Origin of the sequence: Halocella sp. SP3-1 (assembly GCF_003953885.1) — a bacterium.
Classification (GTDB): Bacteria; Bacillota; Halanaerobiia; order Halanaerobiales; family DTU029; genus Iocasia; species Iocasia fonsfrigidae.
Genome location: NZ_CP032760.1, coordinates 3,218,333 through 3,235,837 on the forward strand (window position 1 = coordinate 3,218,333; position 17,505 = coordinate 3,235,837).

The window sequence follows — 17,505 nt, forward strand, 5'->3', positions numbered from 1 at the left end:
GTTAAAATTACCTATTGTATTATAGGTAAATTCTATCATAAATCGACAATATAGTCTGTTAATACAACCTTAAAAAATCCTTAACTTTTATATATATTCAAAAAAAAAGATAGCCGAAGCTATCTCTCATTGTGTTTACAATAATATCTTACCCTGTACAAAATTTATAACCAACACCTTTAATAGTTTGAATAGATATAGATTTATCAGAATTCTGTTTTATTTTTTTGCGAACTTTACTAATATGGACCATCAAAGTCCGATAATCACCTAAACTCTCTGCACCCCAGAGTTTTTGATATAACTCTTCACTACTGAATACAATATCTGGATTTTGAGTCAATAGCACAAGTAATTGAAATTCCTTGGGTGAAAAAGCAACCTCTTCTCCCTCTAACAATACAGTGTGACTATCCAGATCAATTGTCAGCCCAGGAAAGAATATCAGTCTTTCAAAGGTATTATCTGTTTCAACTTGTCTTAGCATTCTATTTCTCCGCAGATGAGCCTTAACCCTGGCTATTAGCTCTCCTGTATCAAAGGGTTTACTCATATAATCATCACCACCAGCCATCAAACCCATAGTTTTATCATCAGATGTAGATTTACAGCTTAGAAAGATAACTGGAGTAGATACTTCCTTTCGTAATTCCTGACAAACTTCTATTCCATCAAGGCCAGGCAACATCATATCCAGGATTATCAAATCAAGCTTAACAGAAAAAACATAATTTAATGCTTCTTTACCATCTGCAGCCAAAATCACGTGATATCCTTCGTTTTCCAGATATATAGAAATAATTTCTCTGATATCCTCATCATCATCAACAATTAAAATAGTCTCCCCTGACATTATTTATACCTCCTAAGCCTCTATTGTATATAAGCAATATTTATTCCTTAGTTTTATAAATAGGGAGTGTAAAGAAAAAACTGCTTCCCTTATCAAGCTCACTTTCAACCCATATCTCCCCATCATGATATTCAACAATTTCCTTGACAATAGCAAGGCCTAAGCCACTACTATTGGACGATCCTCTTGCCTTTGATACCCGGTAGAATCGTTCGAAAATATACGGCAAATCAACCTGTGGAATACCAATACCTGTATCTGAAACCTCTACCAGAAGTTTTCTTCTATCACTACTAATATTAAAATAAAGATCAATATTACTACCTTCAGTTGTATATTTAAGCGCATTATTTAATAGATTTATAAAAACCCGTTCTAATTTTCCAATATCTACCATTACATGCAAAAATTCTAAGCCAGTATCATTTTGACATTCAGATGGGTAATGAAAGACAAAAACTATATCCTTATCTTTCATATCAAAATTGTACTTTTCAGCCAGGTTTTCTATCAATGAAATGACAGGAATCCTGCTTAATGTTAGTTTTGATTGTCGGGCCTGTAGTTGAGATAAATCAAATAATTCCTGTACCATATGATTTAAATAATTTATCTTATCAATAATCCGTCTTAAATATTTTTCTTGTAGAGCAGGTTTTTTTATTATCCCATCTAGTATAGTATTTGCATACCCCTTAATTGCAGATAAAGGTGTTCGAAAGTCGTGTGATATATTTTGTATTAAATCCTGTAGAGATTTTTCTGACCTGGAAACAGCTAGATAAGACCTATTTAACTCCTCTTTTGATTTCTGTAAAGCAAGAGTCCTTTCTTCAACCTTTTCTTCCAGATTAGCATTTATTATTTGAAGTTTATCTTTTAACAATTCTACCCTGGAAAAACTTTCAGAAAATTTCCTGGCCAGGACCAATGATTGAGCAAATACAAATATTAATAAACCCCAGGAAGATAAATTACCCCTACTAACAAAGTTTCTCAAAAAGTGCTTACCGTTATCTGCCAGAATAATACTCAAAAAAATAATATCATTAAGGGTACATAAAATAAGAATTATTACACCAACCCCTATAAAATAAGCACCTTCCCTACTTCGATAACAGATAATGGCTACAAAATAAAGGACATATAAAAATACAATAATTGAAAAAACTTGATAAATAGGATTAAAAAAGGTAAATACCCTGACTGGTGTTAGTAATACCAACAGAACAAAAACCGCTGCAAACATCTGGATAAATTTGTTTATTTTTCTGGACACATCATCAGGATAAATGTTTTCTAAAAATAATAATACTAAGGGTACCCCTAAGTAATACGATAGGGTTTGTATATTATGGGCTAATTCCCAGTTGAATTTAGGAAAAATTTTAATAAAATATATTTCCCCAACCAGTAGGGTTCTAAAACTAATTAATAATGAATATATCCCAAAACAAAGGGTAGACCTATCTTTTGTCCTAAATATAAAAAGTGCAAGATGATAAAATCCAATAATAAATAAACTACCAAATAAAAAAAGTTCAAACGCTAAGTTCTTACTATGTAATTTACTGATTTGTGATGCAGACCCTATCTGAAGACTTTCCAGAATCCCTCCACTACGATGTTTAAAATTAGCTGCCTGAATAAGCAGCTCAATACTATCTGTTTCCGGTTTAAAATATTTCACTTGAGGTAAATATTGAGGAACCATTTGTTGTTTATTTAATGCTACCTTACCAGCCGAAGCAATTACTTCACCATTAATCCAGAGCTTATAGGAGGTAAAGATCCGCGGAATTTTAATTCCTAGCACCTGATCACCATCATAATCAATTACTAATCTGTAAGTAGCATAACCATCACCTGACAGCCTCTGTTTATTAATTTGATAATTATTCCAGGCTCTGGGAAGTGTAATCAATCTTCTATTTTTTATTACGTTACTCCCTATAAAATCACTAGGCCTGTAAAAGACCTGCCAGTAAAATTCCCATTGGCCATTCAAAGATAGAATACCCTGTTCTTCCCAATCCCAACCTCTTAAATCTAGTCTACCGTTGACCGCTTCAGGTTTATCTGTATATTCAAAAGAATTAGAAAAATAAACCAGCATCAAAACTATAATACTTATAAGTATTATTACCATATTTCTCACTATGTTTTTGCGCATAATTAATCACCAATAGTCTTAGTTCGAAAAATGTCGTATTATGTAGTTTATTATATCTCATTTGAACTATCTTGTAAATATTAAAGAAATAAAAGTCGCTGTTTGTTTTTAAATTTTCTAATAATATGTTTCGTTGTCTAGTTTAATATCCCCTGATTCCTAAGATAAGTTCTTCATTATCAATCCAACTCTGCACAGAAATTACAGCATAGTTTTTTCTACTGTTCCTGATATATACATTTACTATACCACTATTGATAATTAGCTTCTTACATAAACTACACGGCTCTGAATTTTCAATGAGATTATTATCCTTAACACTCTTTCCAACCAAATACAAATCAGCCCCAAGAGTTTCTCTTCTACTGGCTGATAAAAGTGCATTCTGTTCAGCATGGACACTGGCACATAGCTCGTATTTGGTACCCCGGGGGATATTTAATTCTTCCCTAATACAACTGCCCTTTTCATTACAATTAGTACACCCCCTGGGAGAACCATTATACCCGGTACTAATTATCTCATCATTATTAACAATTACTGCACCATACCTCCTTCTTAAACAGGTACTCCGTTCCAGTACTGCTTCTGCAATATCCAGATAATAATTCTTTTTGTCAATTCTCTCCACATTACTCACCTTTACTAATATTTAATTGCTTTTCCTTGTCCTGCCAGGGATCTACATGTACCAGAACATCTTTAACATTGGCATCCATCTCTCTGAGTTTATCACTTACATCAGTTGCTACTCGATGTCCCTCAATAACCGATAACTCCTGTTCTACTGCAACATCAAGGTCAATAATCACTTTAGAGCCATAAGACCGGAGTTTTATCTGGCCTACCCCTTTAACACCCTGAACAGTTCGTGCAATCTCTCTATATTCAGCAATTTTTTCCTGGTCAGGTGTACCGTCCATAAGTTCATTGATTGATTCATTTAAGATTCCAATACCTATTTTGACAATAAAGACAGCAACTAACAAACCTGCCAGTGGGTCAAAGATGGGATATCCCAGTCTTGCCCCTGTGATACCAATTAGAGCTGCAATAGATGATAGGGCATCTGAACGGTGATGATGGGCATCAGCAATAAGCCCTTTACTATTTATTTTTTTACCTATTTTAACTGTATACTGATAAAGACCTTCTTTAGTAAAAATTGAAAGTACTGCAACCCAGAGGGTTATTTCACCAGGAATAGCTATTTTACCAGAAAAAATATTCACTACTGTATCTTCAATTAACATTAACCCGGTAAATAACAAGATAAACCCCAGTATAGTAGTACCAATCTGTTCAGCCTTCCCATGCCCATAAGGATGTCTTTTATCAGCAGGTGACTGAGAAACCTTGATACTAATCAGAATAACTATGGTTGAGGCCATATCAGATACTGAGTGTAAACCATCAGCTATTAGAGCCTTACTAGCAAAGGCAAAACCAGCAGATATTTTAATTGTAGATAATAAAATATTAATCAACAAACTAATAAAACTGGCCTTTCTACCAGCACTATATCTATCCTTCTCAGCTAACATGATCATATCCACTCCCGAAGTAAATATTCGAACACCCTTTTATTATATGCATTTAATTATATTCTTGTCATAAAACCCACAAAAAACAAATTAAAAAGCCCTGACCAGTGAACAGTCAGGAAATAAATATCGGAAAATAGTATCTTGTTTTTACTCAACATAATCCTTTAGTTTGCGACTCCTGGTAGGATGTCTTAATTTGCGCAGGGCTTTGGCCTCAATCTGTCTAATCCTTTCCCTGGTAACTCCAAACTCTCTACCTACTTCTTCCAGGGTTCTATCCCTTGCATCTGCAATACCAAAACGCAGCTCCAGTATTCTTTTTTCCCTATGTGACAGGGTATCTAATACATCATTTAATTGTTCTTTTAATAAGGTATTTGAAGCACTTATATCTGGCTCAACAGCTTCTTCATCTTTTATAAAATCACCAAGATTACTATCTTCTTCCTCACCAATTGGTGTTTCCAATGAAATAGCTTCCTTGGAAATTTTTTGTATCTCTCTTACCTTATCAGGTGAAAGATCTAACTCCTTACCTATCTCTTCTGGTGTTGCTTCCCTACCCTTTTCCTGAAATAATCTCCTGGAAACCCTTATTAATTTATTAATCTTCTCTACCATATGGACAGGTACCCTGATTGTTCTACCCTGATCAGCAATAGAACGGGTTATTGCTTGACGTATCCACCAGGTAGCATATGTACTAAATTTATAACCCTTGGTATAATCAAACTTTTCCACAGCTTTCATTAATCCCATATTACCCTCCTGGATTAAATCAAGGAACTGCATACCCCTGCCGAGGTATTTTTTAGCTATACTCACAACCAGGCGTAAATTGGCTTCAACCAGCCGCTGTTTAGCCTGCTCATCACCCTGTTCTATCCTTTGGGCAAGCTCTACTTCCTCTTCAGCACTCAACAGATCTACTTTTCCAATCCCCTTTAAATACATTCGAACATGGTCTGCCATACCTTTACCCTCTGGTACATAATCAATACTATTATCTTTTTCATTGTCTTCACCATTACCTTTATTAACTACTTCTTCTGCTTTCTTTATATTTTCCTTTTCGTCAGACAAAAATAGTCCTCCCTTTATAAATAATTATTTATCTAAAGACTTTCTCTCTAATTTCAAATCTATTTATTAATAGTTAAAGATAGACAACAAAAATCCTGCAAATTTGATATTTTTTTATAAGAATTATTCCCTTGTTTGCTTACAAAGAACTGCTTTAATAGCAGTATAACTTACTTCATCAGGTAAAACCTCTTTGATTGGTTTAAGTCTATCACTACCCTGTTCTTCAACAGCAGCAGTTATCTTATCCTCATATTCATCCGGGATTAAAAAGTCTATATCAATGTCTAAACCTTCCTTATAACACCTAAAAATATGGTTTTCAATCGTATTAGTAGATAATTCACGTTCTTCAGCAATATCTTTAATCCCCTTACCTGCTTTAAATAATTTATAGCTCAGCAAATGACTATTTCTGGTGCTGGACGATTGTTTAACTTTTACCCTGTTCACCTGATCTTCCAGACCATTTTCTGTTACATACATCCTGATAGCCTCCATAAAACGCTCACCATATTTAGCAAACTTAAGCTCCCCAACACCTGTTATCTTAAGCATAACTCCTTTTTTAACAGGGTAATAGCGGCTCATCTCCCTTAGAGTACTGTCATGAAAAATTATATATGGTGGAATACCCTCTTCTTTAGCAATTTCCCTGCGCAACTCTTTTAAAATCTCAAAGAGAGGGTCATCAAGACTAATCTTATGTGCTTTCTTTTCTACCCTCTGTTCAACACTTTCATTACCCTTTAATACCCGATAGGAACGTTCATTTAATTGGACTACAGGGTATTTACCTTCAGTTATCTTTAAATAATTATCCGCGGCCAGCATATTAATCATATCCTTAATCTCTTTAATTGTATAAGAAGGCATGATATCATAGGTTGACAGTTTATCAAAATTATTTTGCAATATTTTTTTACTCCTGGAACCAGCCAAGACCTGAGCAACAGTAGTAATCCCCCAACTTTGTTCTAGACGATATACACAGGATAGTATTTTCTGTGCCTCTTTGCTTATATCTACTAATTCTCTATCATCATTACAGTTACTACAGTTGGCACAACTTTTAGCAACATTTTTATCTCCAAAATAATTTAGAATATAAGCACGCAGACATTGTGAGGTATGACAGTAGTCAATCATCTTCTGTAGTTTCTCCAGCTGTTTCTGTTCTCTAGCAGGGGAAACTTCATTTTGCTCAATTAGAAATCTCTGAATATGACTGTCTCCAGAAGAATATAATAAAATACATTCACTGGGTTCACCATCTCTACCTGCCCTACCTGCTTCCTGATAATATGATTCTATATTTTTCGGCATATTATAATGTATTACAAAATGAACATTTGATTTATCAATCCCCATGCCAAAGGCATTGGTAGCTACAACAATATTAATCTCATCAAATAAAAAGGCTTCCTGTGTTTCATGCCTCTCCAAATCAGTTAAACCAGCATGATAACGTCCTGCACGGTAACCGGCATTTAATAAAACTTTTGTAAGCCTATCTACTTCTTTACGGGTAGCAGCATAAATAATACCGGACTCAGAGCTATTTGATTTAATATAGTTTAAAATAAACTGCTCTTTATCAATACCTTTACGTAAAGTAAAGGTTAAATTCCCCCGATCAAAACCACTTATATATAGTCCGTGATCCAGCAAAGCCAGTTGTATCGCTATATCATCCCTGACTTCCGGGGTAGCTGTGGCTGTGAAGGCTGCAACAACCGGCCTATTATTTAAGTTGTTTATCATCTTAGCAATATATAAATAACTGGGACGGAAATCATGTCCCCATTGAGAAACACAGTGTGCTTCATCAATAGCTATTAAAGAAACCTCCAGAGAATTCATTAATTGACAAAACCTTGGTGATTCCAGACGTTCAGGGGCTATGTAAATTAATTTATATTCACCCTGTCTAGTCCTATCCAACCTTTCATTTAACTGCTGATATGTAATTGAACTATTAAGAAAGGTAGCTGGTATTCCCATCTCATCCAGGGCATCTACCTGATCCTTCATTAATGATATTAATGGTGAAATAACAATAGTGACCCCGGAAAAAAGCATTGCCGGCACCTGATAACAGATTGATTTACCAGAACCAGTCGGCATAATAGCAACTGTATCACTTCCCTTTAAAATACTATTGATAACCCTCTGCTGACCTTCCCTGAAACCTTGATACCCATAATATTTCCTTAAAATTTCTTTAGCTTTTGCTAACAAAACAAAAACCCCTTATTAAATAATATTTAAAATTCAAGTTAAATATTAATTCTAGATAAGGGGAGTTTTTCCTTCATAAAAATATAATTATTCCTTTATTTGAATATAAAAAGCCACACCATTATCCTCATTATTAACCCAGACCGACCCATTATGAAGTTCAACAATAAGTTTTACAATAGCTAAACCAAGCCCAAAACTACCCTCATAACCCTTCTTATATTTCTTGAAGATATTTTCCAGATTATCTTCTTCAATCTCAGGGCCGTCATTCCATATTTTAAGAGTATACAATAAATTATTCTCAACATCTTTACCAGGTAAAACTTCACTTTTAGCTAATTTAATAGCTATCACTGATTTAGCATAACGAACTTGATTATCAAGAAGGTTTTCCAGGGCTATCCTTAGCTTTTCTTTATCCCCAATTATTATAGTAGGTTCTAAATCTATCTTCCAGTCTATATCCAGACTCCGCCATTTGAAATTACTTACCGTTTTTCTAATTAATTCTGCCAGGTTAAATTCTATCTCTTCCACTTGATGTTTAGAGAGATACTCATATTTAGTATGTCCCAGGAGAAAATGAACCCTCTTTTCTAATCTAACAGTCTCTTCAGCAATAACTTCTAATGAGTTCTCCAGGCTATCTTTAGGAAAGATACCATCATTAATCGATTGGACATAACTCTTAATAACCATTACCGGTGTCTTTAATTCATGAGAAACCTCCTGTAAAAAAGACTGCTGTTTTTTATTATATTCAACCAGCTGTTCTCTCATCCAGTCTATCGTCTCTGACAGCTGTCCAATTTCATCACCACGTTCTAAAATAACAGAATGATTCCAGTTTTTTTCAGCAATTACTTTAACCTTCTGCTGCAGCTGTGTCAAAGGCTTTGTTAAATTTCTGGCAATAAAGATAGAAGCAATCCAGCTAATAAGCAGTACAACCCCTATAGCCTGAATAATCTTGAGAAATACATCTGCAACCAGATTATCACGGTACCTACCTTCTAAGTAAGAAACTAAATAACCCTCTTTTCCTGCTAACTCAACACTGGAGATAATATAAAAATATATCTCCTGATTAATTTTGGTCTGATAGTGTTTTTTCTTTAAGCTTTGTTTTTTAATATTACCCCTGAGTGCTTCTATAAAATCTAAAGAAACATTCTTTCTGCTAATTTCCTTTTGAATATTTCCTTTTGTATCCAGAAACAAATGTTCTATTATTCTGAAAGAAAGAGGAGGGTGATTAGCATCTTCTTCAAGATGGGGGAAGGGAAGCTGCTTAGGTTTCTCTTCTCCACGTGGTGAAAATGGTGACGTAGGTTTGGAAGTTGAGGTGAATCCCTGATCAACAAAAAATTCATTCTGGTATTTAATTATAAATTCCTGATGCTCTTCTAGCCTAGCATAGGTCTCTTTAGTAAAGGAGTACCTTAATACAGTTGGTACAAGCAGAGTCAACAGTACTGAAAAAATACCCAAAATAAGCCCGAGAATAATCCAGATTTGAGTAGCCAGTTTTTTTTCTTTAAAAAATCTAAATATCATTTATCCACCAACTTATATCCATAACCATAAAGGGTTTTAATTTTTAACCTTGGAAGTTTTTTCCTCAACCTCCTGATCAAGTCATCAACTACCCTTTCTGTTCCAAAATAATCATTTTCCCAAATATTATGTAAGATTTGCTGTCGTGAAAGGGCCTGTTGTAAGTTGTTTATAAAATATTCTAAGAGATCAAATTCTTTGGAAGTCAATAAAATTTCTCGACACTCCTGCTCATCCAATATACTTCTTTTTTTTATATCAATATTATACTTAGAGTAATTTATAGTAAAATTAACAGTTTTTCCATAAAATCGTTCCAATAATTTTCTTGTTCTAATAACCAACTCACGAGGTGAGAATGGTTTTGCTAAATAATCATCACTCCCCTTTTCCAAACCAGTTATTCTATCCAGGTCAGCATCCCTGGCAGAAATAAATATAACTGGTGTTGTCGGGTATTTCTCTTTAATATCAGCTATCAACTGATAGCCATCAATATCTGGAAGCATAATATCAAGAATCCAGAGATGGGGGTTTTCGGAAATTACCTTTTTAGCCTCTAAACCCCTGAGAAAAGACTTAACCTTCCATCCTTCATTCTCTAAATAAGAGCTTAATAACTGATTTAAATTGTTTTCATCTTCTAATAAATATATATTATAACTCATATAAAACACCTCTGAACTTAATATTCTACAAAATCTGCTAAAAACCTTTTTTAACACTACTCATAACTAAGTGCTTTGACAGGATCCAGTCTGGAGGCCTTAACAGCTGGATAAATTCCAAAAAACACCCCAACTATCAAGGAAAAAACGAAGGCCAGAACCACTGTGAAAATTGATACAACAAAGGGCCAGCCGCCAATCCTGGCAATACTAAAGGCAGCCAGAAAACCAATGATAATCCCTAAAATACCCCCAAAACTACTTAAGGTCAGGGATTCAGCCAGAAATTGTCCTAAAATATGCCTCTGTTTAGCACCCAGAGCCTTACGAATCCCAATCTCTCTGGTCCTTTCTGTAACCGAAACCAGCATTATATTCATAATCCCTATTCCACCAACCAACAATGAGATTGCTGCTATCCCACTAAGCATTAATTTCATACTATTATTAACCTCATTAATAGTCTCCAGGATTTGGTCCTGACTCATTATACTAAATTCCTCATCTTCATCAAGATAATTATTTAAGAGATATTCAATCTCTTCAACTGCTTCATTCGCTTTATCTGCCGATGAGGCCTGGGCTATAAAACTTTCAATTGTCTTACTACTTGTTATTTTTAGTAGTGTAGTAACTGGAATATAGGCCTGTTCATTTAAATCACCGGTTATACCCCTATCCTTTTCCTCCATCACACCTATTATCTGGAAGAGATAATTACTATCATTTAAATTAAAGGTAATAGTTTCTCCCAGGGGGGTTGAATCCTCAAATAATTCTTCAACCAATTCAGACCCTAATACTATCACATTTACAGCATTTTCTAAATGATAATCATTAAAGAAAATACCCTGTTCAGGGTAATATTTATTAATTTCCTGATAATTTATTCCTGTTCCAACAAGGGTTGCCCTGTAATTATCTCCCCCTTTGATCAAAAGGCCAGTTGACTGGTTCTGTGGTACAATTTGTTTTACTGAAGGACAGTAATCCACAATTGCTTGACCCAGTTCAAGGTCAAAGATGTTACCACTCTCACTGCTAATACGCCCAGGCCTACCCCTTCTAATCCCAGGACTAATATCAATCAAATTAGACCCCAGGTTAGAGATACGGGAAGCAACCTGTTCCTGAGTACCAGACGCAATAGAAACCACAGCAATAACGGCAGCCACACCAATAATAATACCTAGCATTGAAAGGAGTGTACGTAATTTATTACTATTAAGACTGGCAATAGCTATCTTAATTGTTTCCTGGATCACCTGATCACCTCATCCCATTTAATCATACCATCAATTAGGTAGATAATCCTCCGGGCGTGCTCGGCTATCTCTTCTTCATGGGTTACTAAAATTACAGTATGTCCCTGTTCATTTAATTCATGAAAAATTTTCATAATATCCTTGCCAGTCTTACTGTCTAGATTCCCAGTCGGTTCATCAGCCAGAATTAAAGAAGGGTTATTAACCAGAGCCCGGGCAATAGCCACCCTTTGCCTCTGCCCACCTGATATTTCATTAGGAAAATGCTTGAGTCGGTGGCCAAGTCCAACCCTTTCCAGTGCTTTCCTGGCAATCATTCTTCTTTTATTTTTCTTTACCCCGGCATAGATCAAGGGTGTTTCCACATTCTGCATAATAGTAGTCCGTCCTAATAAGTTAAACTGCTGAAAGACAAAGCCTATATATCTATTCCTTATCTCGGCCAGTTTTTCTTCTGACTGCTTGGAAACATCCTCATCCTCAAGATAGTACTTCCCTGAACTACCCTGGTCAAGACATCCCAAAATATGCATCAAAGTAGATTTGCCTGAGCCAGAGGGGCCCATAATAGCAAGCATTTCCCCTTTTTTAATCTCAAAAGACACCTCTTTTAAGGCCTTGACCTCTATCTGACCATTCTGATATACTTTACTCATTTTTTTTACTAACAACATATTTATTGTCACCTTCTCATGGGGCCCATCATTGGAGAATCACCGGTCTTTGATTACTGGATTCTATATCCGGTGATTGTGCAAACTGAAAGGTATTCAACATTATCTTATCTCCTACCTCTATTCCTGACTCAACAGCAATCTTTAAACCATTACTTATACCAGTTTTAACCGGAATCTCCTCCAGTTTACTATCTTCATATTTCATAACATAAGCTTGGCCTTCCTTATTATAAATAGCTGTAATAGGTATAATAAATTTATCGTTGACAGATTGTATTATTATCTCAACATCAGCAGAATAACCTGGTTTCAGGTCAAAATCACCCTCTTCAAGTAAGACTGTAACAGGGACTGTTACTACACCACTATCTTCCTCTGCCTCCTGTTCAATATATATTACCTCCCCAAATAACTGCTGACCAGGCAGGGCGTCTAGAGATACTTTTGCTTTCAAACCAACTTTAATTTTAGAAATATCAGACTCAGGAATATCTACCTCTACTTCATAACGACTATTATCAATAATATTTACAGCAGCTGTGCCACCACTTACATTATCACCCTCTTCAACCTGAATATTTGTTACTAAACCAGTAATAGGGCTTTTTAATTCAGTTGCCTCCAAATCCTCTTCTGCCATCTTTAAATTTATTTCCGCTTCTTTAATTTCATTTTTTGAACCATTTATCATTGCTCTTGTATATTCATTTTCAGCCTGCAAATATTCTAATCTCTCCTTTGTTTTATCTAATACAATTAAAAGATCCCCCCTTTTTACCACGTCACCTTCTTTAATTATAATCGAGTCTACTGTATCACGTGTCTCTGAATTTCGAGAACGAAATGAAACCTCTCTCTCATTGACAGGATTAATATACCCATTAACAGAAATGTTTTCCTCTAAATTACCACGACTTACTTCATATAAGCTAGCCAGATTTATATCCCTGTGGGTAAGATGAGAGGGATCTACTTTTATATATTTATTAATGAAAAAACCAACTATTGTTAAAACTATAATCAACAAGGTAAACATCTTCCCATGTTTTTTAAACAATTCTAATCCTCCTCAAACTACCCTTATTTTTTGAGCTAAGCTGAACTTGCTTTTTTAAGCCTATTTCTAATACTATTAACAATATCATCCACTATATCATATAAAACAGGGATTACTATTAGAGTTAAGATAGTTGAGAACAAAAGACCAGCAATTACCACAATTGCCATTGGCTGCTGTTGTTCTGAACCCTCTCCTATCCCTAAGGCCATAGGAACCATTGCTAAAACAGTTGTCAAAGTAGTCATCATAATCGGCCTTATCCTGATCTGCCCTGCTTCCAGGATAGCCTCTTTTCTACTCTCATTCTCCCGCCGGGTATTGATATAATCTATCATCACAATAGCATTATTAACTACTATTCCAACCAGCATAATAACACCTATAAAACCCTGAACACTGAGAGAAATACCGGTTAAAGTCAGACCTAAGACAGCCCCCACCAGAGAAAGTGGAACAGTAAACATAACCACCAGAGGGTAAATTAATGACTCGAATTGTGCAGCCATTACCATATAGACCAGTATAATCGCCAGGATCATAGCAGTAGCCAACTGGCTGAAAGAGCTTTTCATGTTACCAGCATCACCACCATAGCTTATGGTATAACCTGAAGGGAGAGAAAGACTATTAATTTTACTCTCTATGTCAGCCTGCACATCCCCCAGGGCCCGACCAAATATACCTGTCGAAACTGTAGCAATCCTCTCCTGGTTTTCACGTTCTATGGCATTATAGCCAGTACCTTTAGTAACCTCTGCTATCTGACTAAGGGGAACCGTAATTCCCTTGGAAGAACTTATTTTTAATTCCTTTAGTTTATCAATGGTATTCACCTGACTTTTTTCCAGTTTGAGGATAATATCATACTCTTCACCATCCTCGGTATAAGTACTGACAGTGCTTCCATCAACTGCCTGGTCAACTGCCGAGGCTATACCTGATTCTGTAAAGCCTAATTCCTTAGCAATCTCCCTCCTGGGGATGAGCTTAATCTCAGTTCTACTATCCTCCAGACTGATATTCATATTTCTAGTTCCAGGGGTAGCCTTAATCAATTCCATGATACGGTTAGAGATATTTGATAATGTCTTAAGATCAGAACCGTGAATACTAACCTCAATATCTCCACCACCCTTACCCCTTCTGCCCATCATAGAGTTCTGGGCAGCTACATTGATAGTAGCTCCTGCTATATCTTGGAGTCTATTTCTGACCTCTTCAGCAACCAGGTCTACACTCCGGTCACGCTGACTCAATTCCACTAACTCCAGGTCTATTGTTGCACTATTATCATCAGCAGAACTGTAGACAATATCAATTTCTGGTATATCTTCAAGGCTGGCCTCTGCTTTTTTTAATAAATTAACAGTCTTCTCTACCCGGGTATTTTCGGGTAAGTTAATATAAACACTGACACTTCCCTGATCAGAAGAAGGCATATACTCCATTTTTAACGGGATTAAGCCAGTACCTACACCAAGCCCAAAGGAAAATAGCCCCAGGAAAATAATGCCCATAACTAAATATCTGTGTTCCAGGGACCAGCGTAAAATATTTTGATACTTACCTTTAACCAGGCCAAATTTACTCTGACCATTTTCTCTATCCCTTTCTGTTTCCTTAACATGTAGTAATTTAGAAGAAAGCATTGGTACAAAGGTTAAAGCTACAAATAGGGAAGCAAAGAGAGAAAAAGCTACTGTTAAAGCCAGGGGAGAAAAAATCTGTGCTAACATATCCTGAATAAAAACTACTGGCAAAAAAACAGCCGCTGTTGTCAGTGTTGAAGCAATAATCGCTGTAACGACTTCAGAGGCACCATCTTTAGCTGCTTTAATTCTATTAGAACCAAGCAGACGGTGTCGATAAATATTTTCCAGAACCACAATAGAATTATCCAACAACATCCCTACACCCAGTGCCAGTCCACCTAAAGACATCATATTAAGGGTTAAATCCCCAAAATACATCAAAGCAAAAGTTGCAATTACTGAGGTAGGTATGGCAGTAGCAATAACTATCGTACTCTGTACATTCCTTAAAAAGAGAAAAAGGATTATAATCGCCAGTATCCCACCTATCATAAAATTCTGCCCTACATTGGAAATAGATGTTTCAATATTTTCAGCCGTATTTCTCACAATATAAACATTAAGATCAGAGAGGCTCTTCTCTAGCTTATTCAACTCTGCCAAAGTCTTTTCTGCAACTTTAACAGTGTTAGCATCACCCTGTTTTCTAATTGAAAGCCCTAAACTCTGCTCTCCATTCAAAAAACTATAACTTTCCTGTTCAGCAAAAGTATCTTTTACAACCGCCAGCTCTGTTAAAGGGATCTTCTCTCCCTCTGAACTTAAGATGCTAAGTCCCTTGATATCATCAACACTATTAAATTCTCCATTGGCCCTTAGGGAAATCTCCTTATCACCCTCATTAATACTGCCTACCGTCATATCCGGGGTAGCCTCCTCTATACCGGAAGCAATGTCATCAAGTGATAAGCCATAGCCTAAGATCTGTTCCTGATTGACATCAATATGGATTTCCCTTTCTAATCCACCTGAAATATCTACTGAAGCAACCCCAACTATCTTCTCCAGAGAGGGTTTGAATTTATCTTCTGCAATATCTTTTAAATCTACTAGATTCCCTCCCGAGATGGCCAAAGTTATAATAGCCTGTGAATTAGGGTCAAAACTCATTATCCGGGGGTCATCTGCATCATCGGGCAAACTATCTGACATCCTGGAAATAATATCCCGCAGGTCATTTTTAGTCTCCGTTATATCTGTCCCATATTCCATCTCTAGACGTACCAGGGAATAGCCCTCATAACTGGTCGAACTTAAAGTGTCTAATCCATCTAAAGTTGCAATATTTTCTTCAATAGGACGGGTAATTGTTTCCTCAATCTCCTCTGGGCTGGCACCACTATAAGTAGTATAAATCATTAAAAAAGGCATATCCATATCCGGTAATTGTTGTAAAGGTAATCTCATTAGAGAGATTGTCCCGATTAGAATTACTGCCAGTATAATCATGGTTATAGTAACCGGTCTATTAACTGAAAAATCGGATATCTTCATTATTTAGCCCCCTGACCTACTATTTTTACACTGGTTCCATCTTTAAGGAATTCTGCCCCTGTAACAACAACCCTTTCCCCTTCAGTAAGACCACTTAAGATCACTATTTCATCTGCAGAAGAAAGACCAGTCTCTACCTTAATTCTTTCTGCTCTATTGTCATCATTGACTATGTAAAGGTATTTATTCCCATCTTCTTCGATAATAGCACTCTGTGGTATGACTAATTCACCGACGACCTGACTGGATCTCAATTTAACCTCAGCATACATACCTGCTTTAATAAGCTGCTCTGGATTTTCAACAACAATTTCCAATGGGAAACTCTTTTTACTTTCGTCAGCAACAGGTGAAATGCTTTTAATCTTACCTCCAAAAGTTTTATCTATAGCAGCTAGATATATATTTACTAAATCACCTGTCTTTAATTTGTTGACAGTACTCTGGCTGACATAGGCCTTGATCCGAATTTTATCAAGTTGAGAAATAGTTAGCACAGCAGAAGAAGTCGTTGTTTGCTCGCCAACTTCAATATCTAAACTGGAAATTACACCAGCAATAGGTGCCTTAACCATAGTTCTGGAGAGATTAAGCTCTGCAGAATCCAAGCTGGCTTTCGCCTGATCCACCTGCGCCTGCAGATTTTTAATCTCTTCTGCAGTTGAACCTGTTTCAGCAATCTTTAAGGCCTGTTGGACTGATTGATAACTACTCTTGGCGGCAATAAACTCATTTAAATATTGCTCAAAAGACTTTTTTGAGATAAATCCCTCTTCATATAAGCCCTGATAACGCTCATAATTATTTTTAGCCACCTCTAAATCTGATTTGGCTTTACTTAAATCAGCCTTAAGCTGGATAATCTCCTCTTGCCTGGTTCCATTTAAGGCCTCCTGGAGATTGGCCTCTGCTGCTGCCAGTGAAGCCCTAGCCTGTTCCACTTCAATCTCCATATCATCACTATTTAATTCCAGTAAAATATCACCTTTAGCTACAATATCACCTACTCCTACCTTTATCTTTTCCACCTCTTCCTGTAAGCGCGGTATTAAATCAACTTTATTATATGGTTTTGTCTCACCAACAATATTAATATAAGTAGACAATGTTCCTAGCTGTGCTTCTTCAATCTCAACACTTAAGGCAGAATCATTTTCACTACCCACATTTTGACTGAGTACTCCTTCAACTTCTTGCCCATCACCTCGACTACAGGTTACCAAGAAAAGAACCATACCACTTATTAATAAAAAAGCAATCATATATTTAGTTAACCCATTCTTTAGATTCAA

The 17,505-nt window shown here is 36.0% G+C and carries 13 protein-coding genes; all 13 read right to left on the minus strand.

Features of this window, described 5'->3' with window-relative positions; translation table 11 throughout:
* Positions 1 to 148: 148 nt before the first annotated feature.
* The 13 genes from D7D81_RS15355 to D7D81_RS15415 all read right to left on the minus strand — a co-directional run bounded on the left by D7D81_RS15355 (position 149) and on the right by D7D81_RS15415 (position 17,505).
* Positions 149 to 853 (minus strand): response regulator transcription factor, encoded by a 705-nt coding sequence (locus tag D7D81_RS15355; protein WP_125990927.1) that lies wholly within the window; start codon positions 851 to 853, stop codon positions 149 to 151.
* A 40-nt stretch (positions 854 to 893) separates the two neighbouring features.
* Positions 894 to 3,026, minus strand: a complete 2,133-nt coding sequence (locus D7D81_RS15360) for a sensor histidine kinase (RefSeq protein ID WP_125990928.1) — start codon at positions 3,024 to 3,026, stop codon at positions 894 to 896.
* A gap of 142 nt (positions 3,027 to 3,168) precedes the next feature.
* On the minus strand, positions 3,169 to 3,657 hold the full coding sequence (locus tag D7D81_RS15365; protein WP_125990929.1) for a deoxycytidylate deaminase: 489 nt from the start codon (positions 3,655 to 3,657) through the stop codon (positions 3,169 to 3,171).
* Between the two features lies 1 nt (position 3,658).
* Positions 3,659 to 4,570, minus strand: a complete 912-nt coding sequence (locus D7D81_RS15370) for a cation diffusion facilitator family transporter (protein ID WP_125990930.1) — start codon at positions 4,568 to 4,570, stop codon at positions 3,659 to 3,661.
* 150 nt (positions 4,571 to 4,720) lie between these two features.
* On the minus strand, positions 4,721 to 5,656 hold the full coding sequence (rpoD, locus tag D7D81_RS15375) for an RNA polymerase sigma factor RpoD (protein WP_353622084.1): 936 nt from the start codon (positions 5,654 to 5,656) through the stop codon (positions 4,721 to 4,723).
* 123 nt (positions 5,657 to 5,779) lie between these two features.
* Complete coding sequence (recQ, locus tag D7D81_RS15380) at positions 5,780 to 7,897, minus strand: DNA helicase RecQ (protein WP_125990931.1); 2,118 nt, start codon at positions 7,895 to 7,897, stop codon at positions 5,780 to 5,782.
* 87 nt (positions 7,898 to 7,984) lie between these two features.
* Positions 7,985 to 9,457 (minus strand): sensor histidine kinase, encoded by a 1,473-nt coding sequence (locus D7D81_RS15385; protein WP_125990932.1) that lies wholly within the window; start codon positions 9,455 to 9,457, stop codon positions 7,985 to 7,987.
* Positions 9,454 to 10,125: a response regulator transcription factor gene (locus tag D7D81_RS15390; RefSeq protein WP_125990933.1), complete on the minus strand. Its 672-nt coding sequence runs from the start codon at positions 10,123 to 10,125 to the stop codon at positions 9,454 to 9,456. The genes D7D81_RS15385 and D7D81_RS15390 overlap by 4 nt, the downstream gene beginning before the upstream one ends.
* Positions 10,126 to 10,181: 56 nt before the next feature.
* Positions 10,182 to 11,390 carry an ABC transporter permease gene (locus D7D81_RS15395; protein ID WP_125990934.1) on the minus strand — a complete coding sequence of 403 codons (1,209 nt, stop codon included), beginning with the start codon at positions 11,388 to 11,390 and terminating at the stop codon, positions 10,182 to 10,184.
* On the minus strand, positions 11,387 to 12,064 hold the full coding sequence (locus D7D81_RS15400; protein WP_125990935.1) for an ABC transporter ATP-binding protein: 678 nt from the start codon (positions 12,062 to 12,064) through the stop codon (positions 11,387 to 11,389). The genes D7D81_RS15395 and D7D81_RS15400 overlap by 4 nt, the downstream gene beginning before the upstream one ends.
* Before the next feature lie 28 nt (positions 12,065 to 12,092).
* Positions 12,093 to 13,124 (minus strand): efflux RND transporter periplasmic adaptor subunit, encoded by a 1,032-nt coding sequence (locus tag D7D81_RS15405; protein ID WP_125990936.1) that lies wholly within the window; start codon positions 13,122 to 13,124, stop codon positions 12,093 to 12,095.
* Positions 13,125 to 13,159: 35 nt separating this feature from the next.
* On the minus strand, positions 13,160 to 16,213 hold the full coding sequence (locus tag D7D81_RS15410) for an efflux RND transporter permease subunit (RefSeq protein ID WP_125990937.1): 3,054 nt from the start codon (positions 16,211 to 16,213) through the stop codon (positions 13,160 to 13,162).
* On the minus strand, positions 16,213 to 17,505 hold the full coding sequence (locus tag D7D81_RS15415) for an efflux RND transporter periplasmic adaptor subunit (RefSeq protein WP_125990938.1): 1,293 nt from the start codon (positions 17,503 to 17,505) through the stop codon (positions 16,213 to 16,215). Before D7D81_RS15415 ends, D7D81_RS15410 begins: the two co-directional genes overlap by 1 nt.

What these genes read in the sequence shown, in the direction of transcription:
- D7D81_RS15355 (WP_125990927.1), bottom strand. Translation starts at nt 853, where the DNA reads ATGTCAGGGGAGACTATTTTAATTGTTGATGATGATGAGGATATCAGA.
- D7D81_RS15360 (WP_125990928.1), bottom strand. Translation starts at nt 3,026, where the DNA reads ATGCGCAAAAACATAGTGAGAAATATGGTAATAATACTTATAAGTATT.
- D7D81_RS15370 (WP_125990930.1), bottom strand. Translation starts at nt 4,570, where the DNA reads ATGTTAGCTGAGAAGGATAGATATAGTGCTGGTAGAAAGGCCAGTTTT.
- D7D81_RS15385 (WP_125990932.1), bottom strand. Translation starts at nt 9,457, where the DNA reads ATGATATTTAGATTTTTTAAAGAAAAAAAACTGGCTACTCAAATCTGG.
- D7D81_RS15390 (WP_125990933.1), bottom strand. Translation starts at nt 10,125, where the DNA reads ATGAGTTATAATATATATTTATTAGAAGATGAAAACAATTTAAATCAG.
- D7D81_RS15400 (WP_125990935.1), bottom strand. Translation starts at nt 12,064, where the DNA reads ATGTTGTTAGTAAAAAAAATGAGTAAAGTATATCAGAATGGTCAGATA.
- D7D81_RS15410 (WP_125990937.1), bottom strand. Translation starts at nt 16,213, where the DNA reads ATGAAGATATCCGATTTTTCAGTTAATAGACCGGTTACTATAACCATG.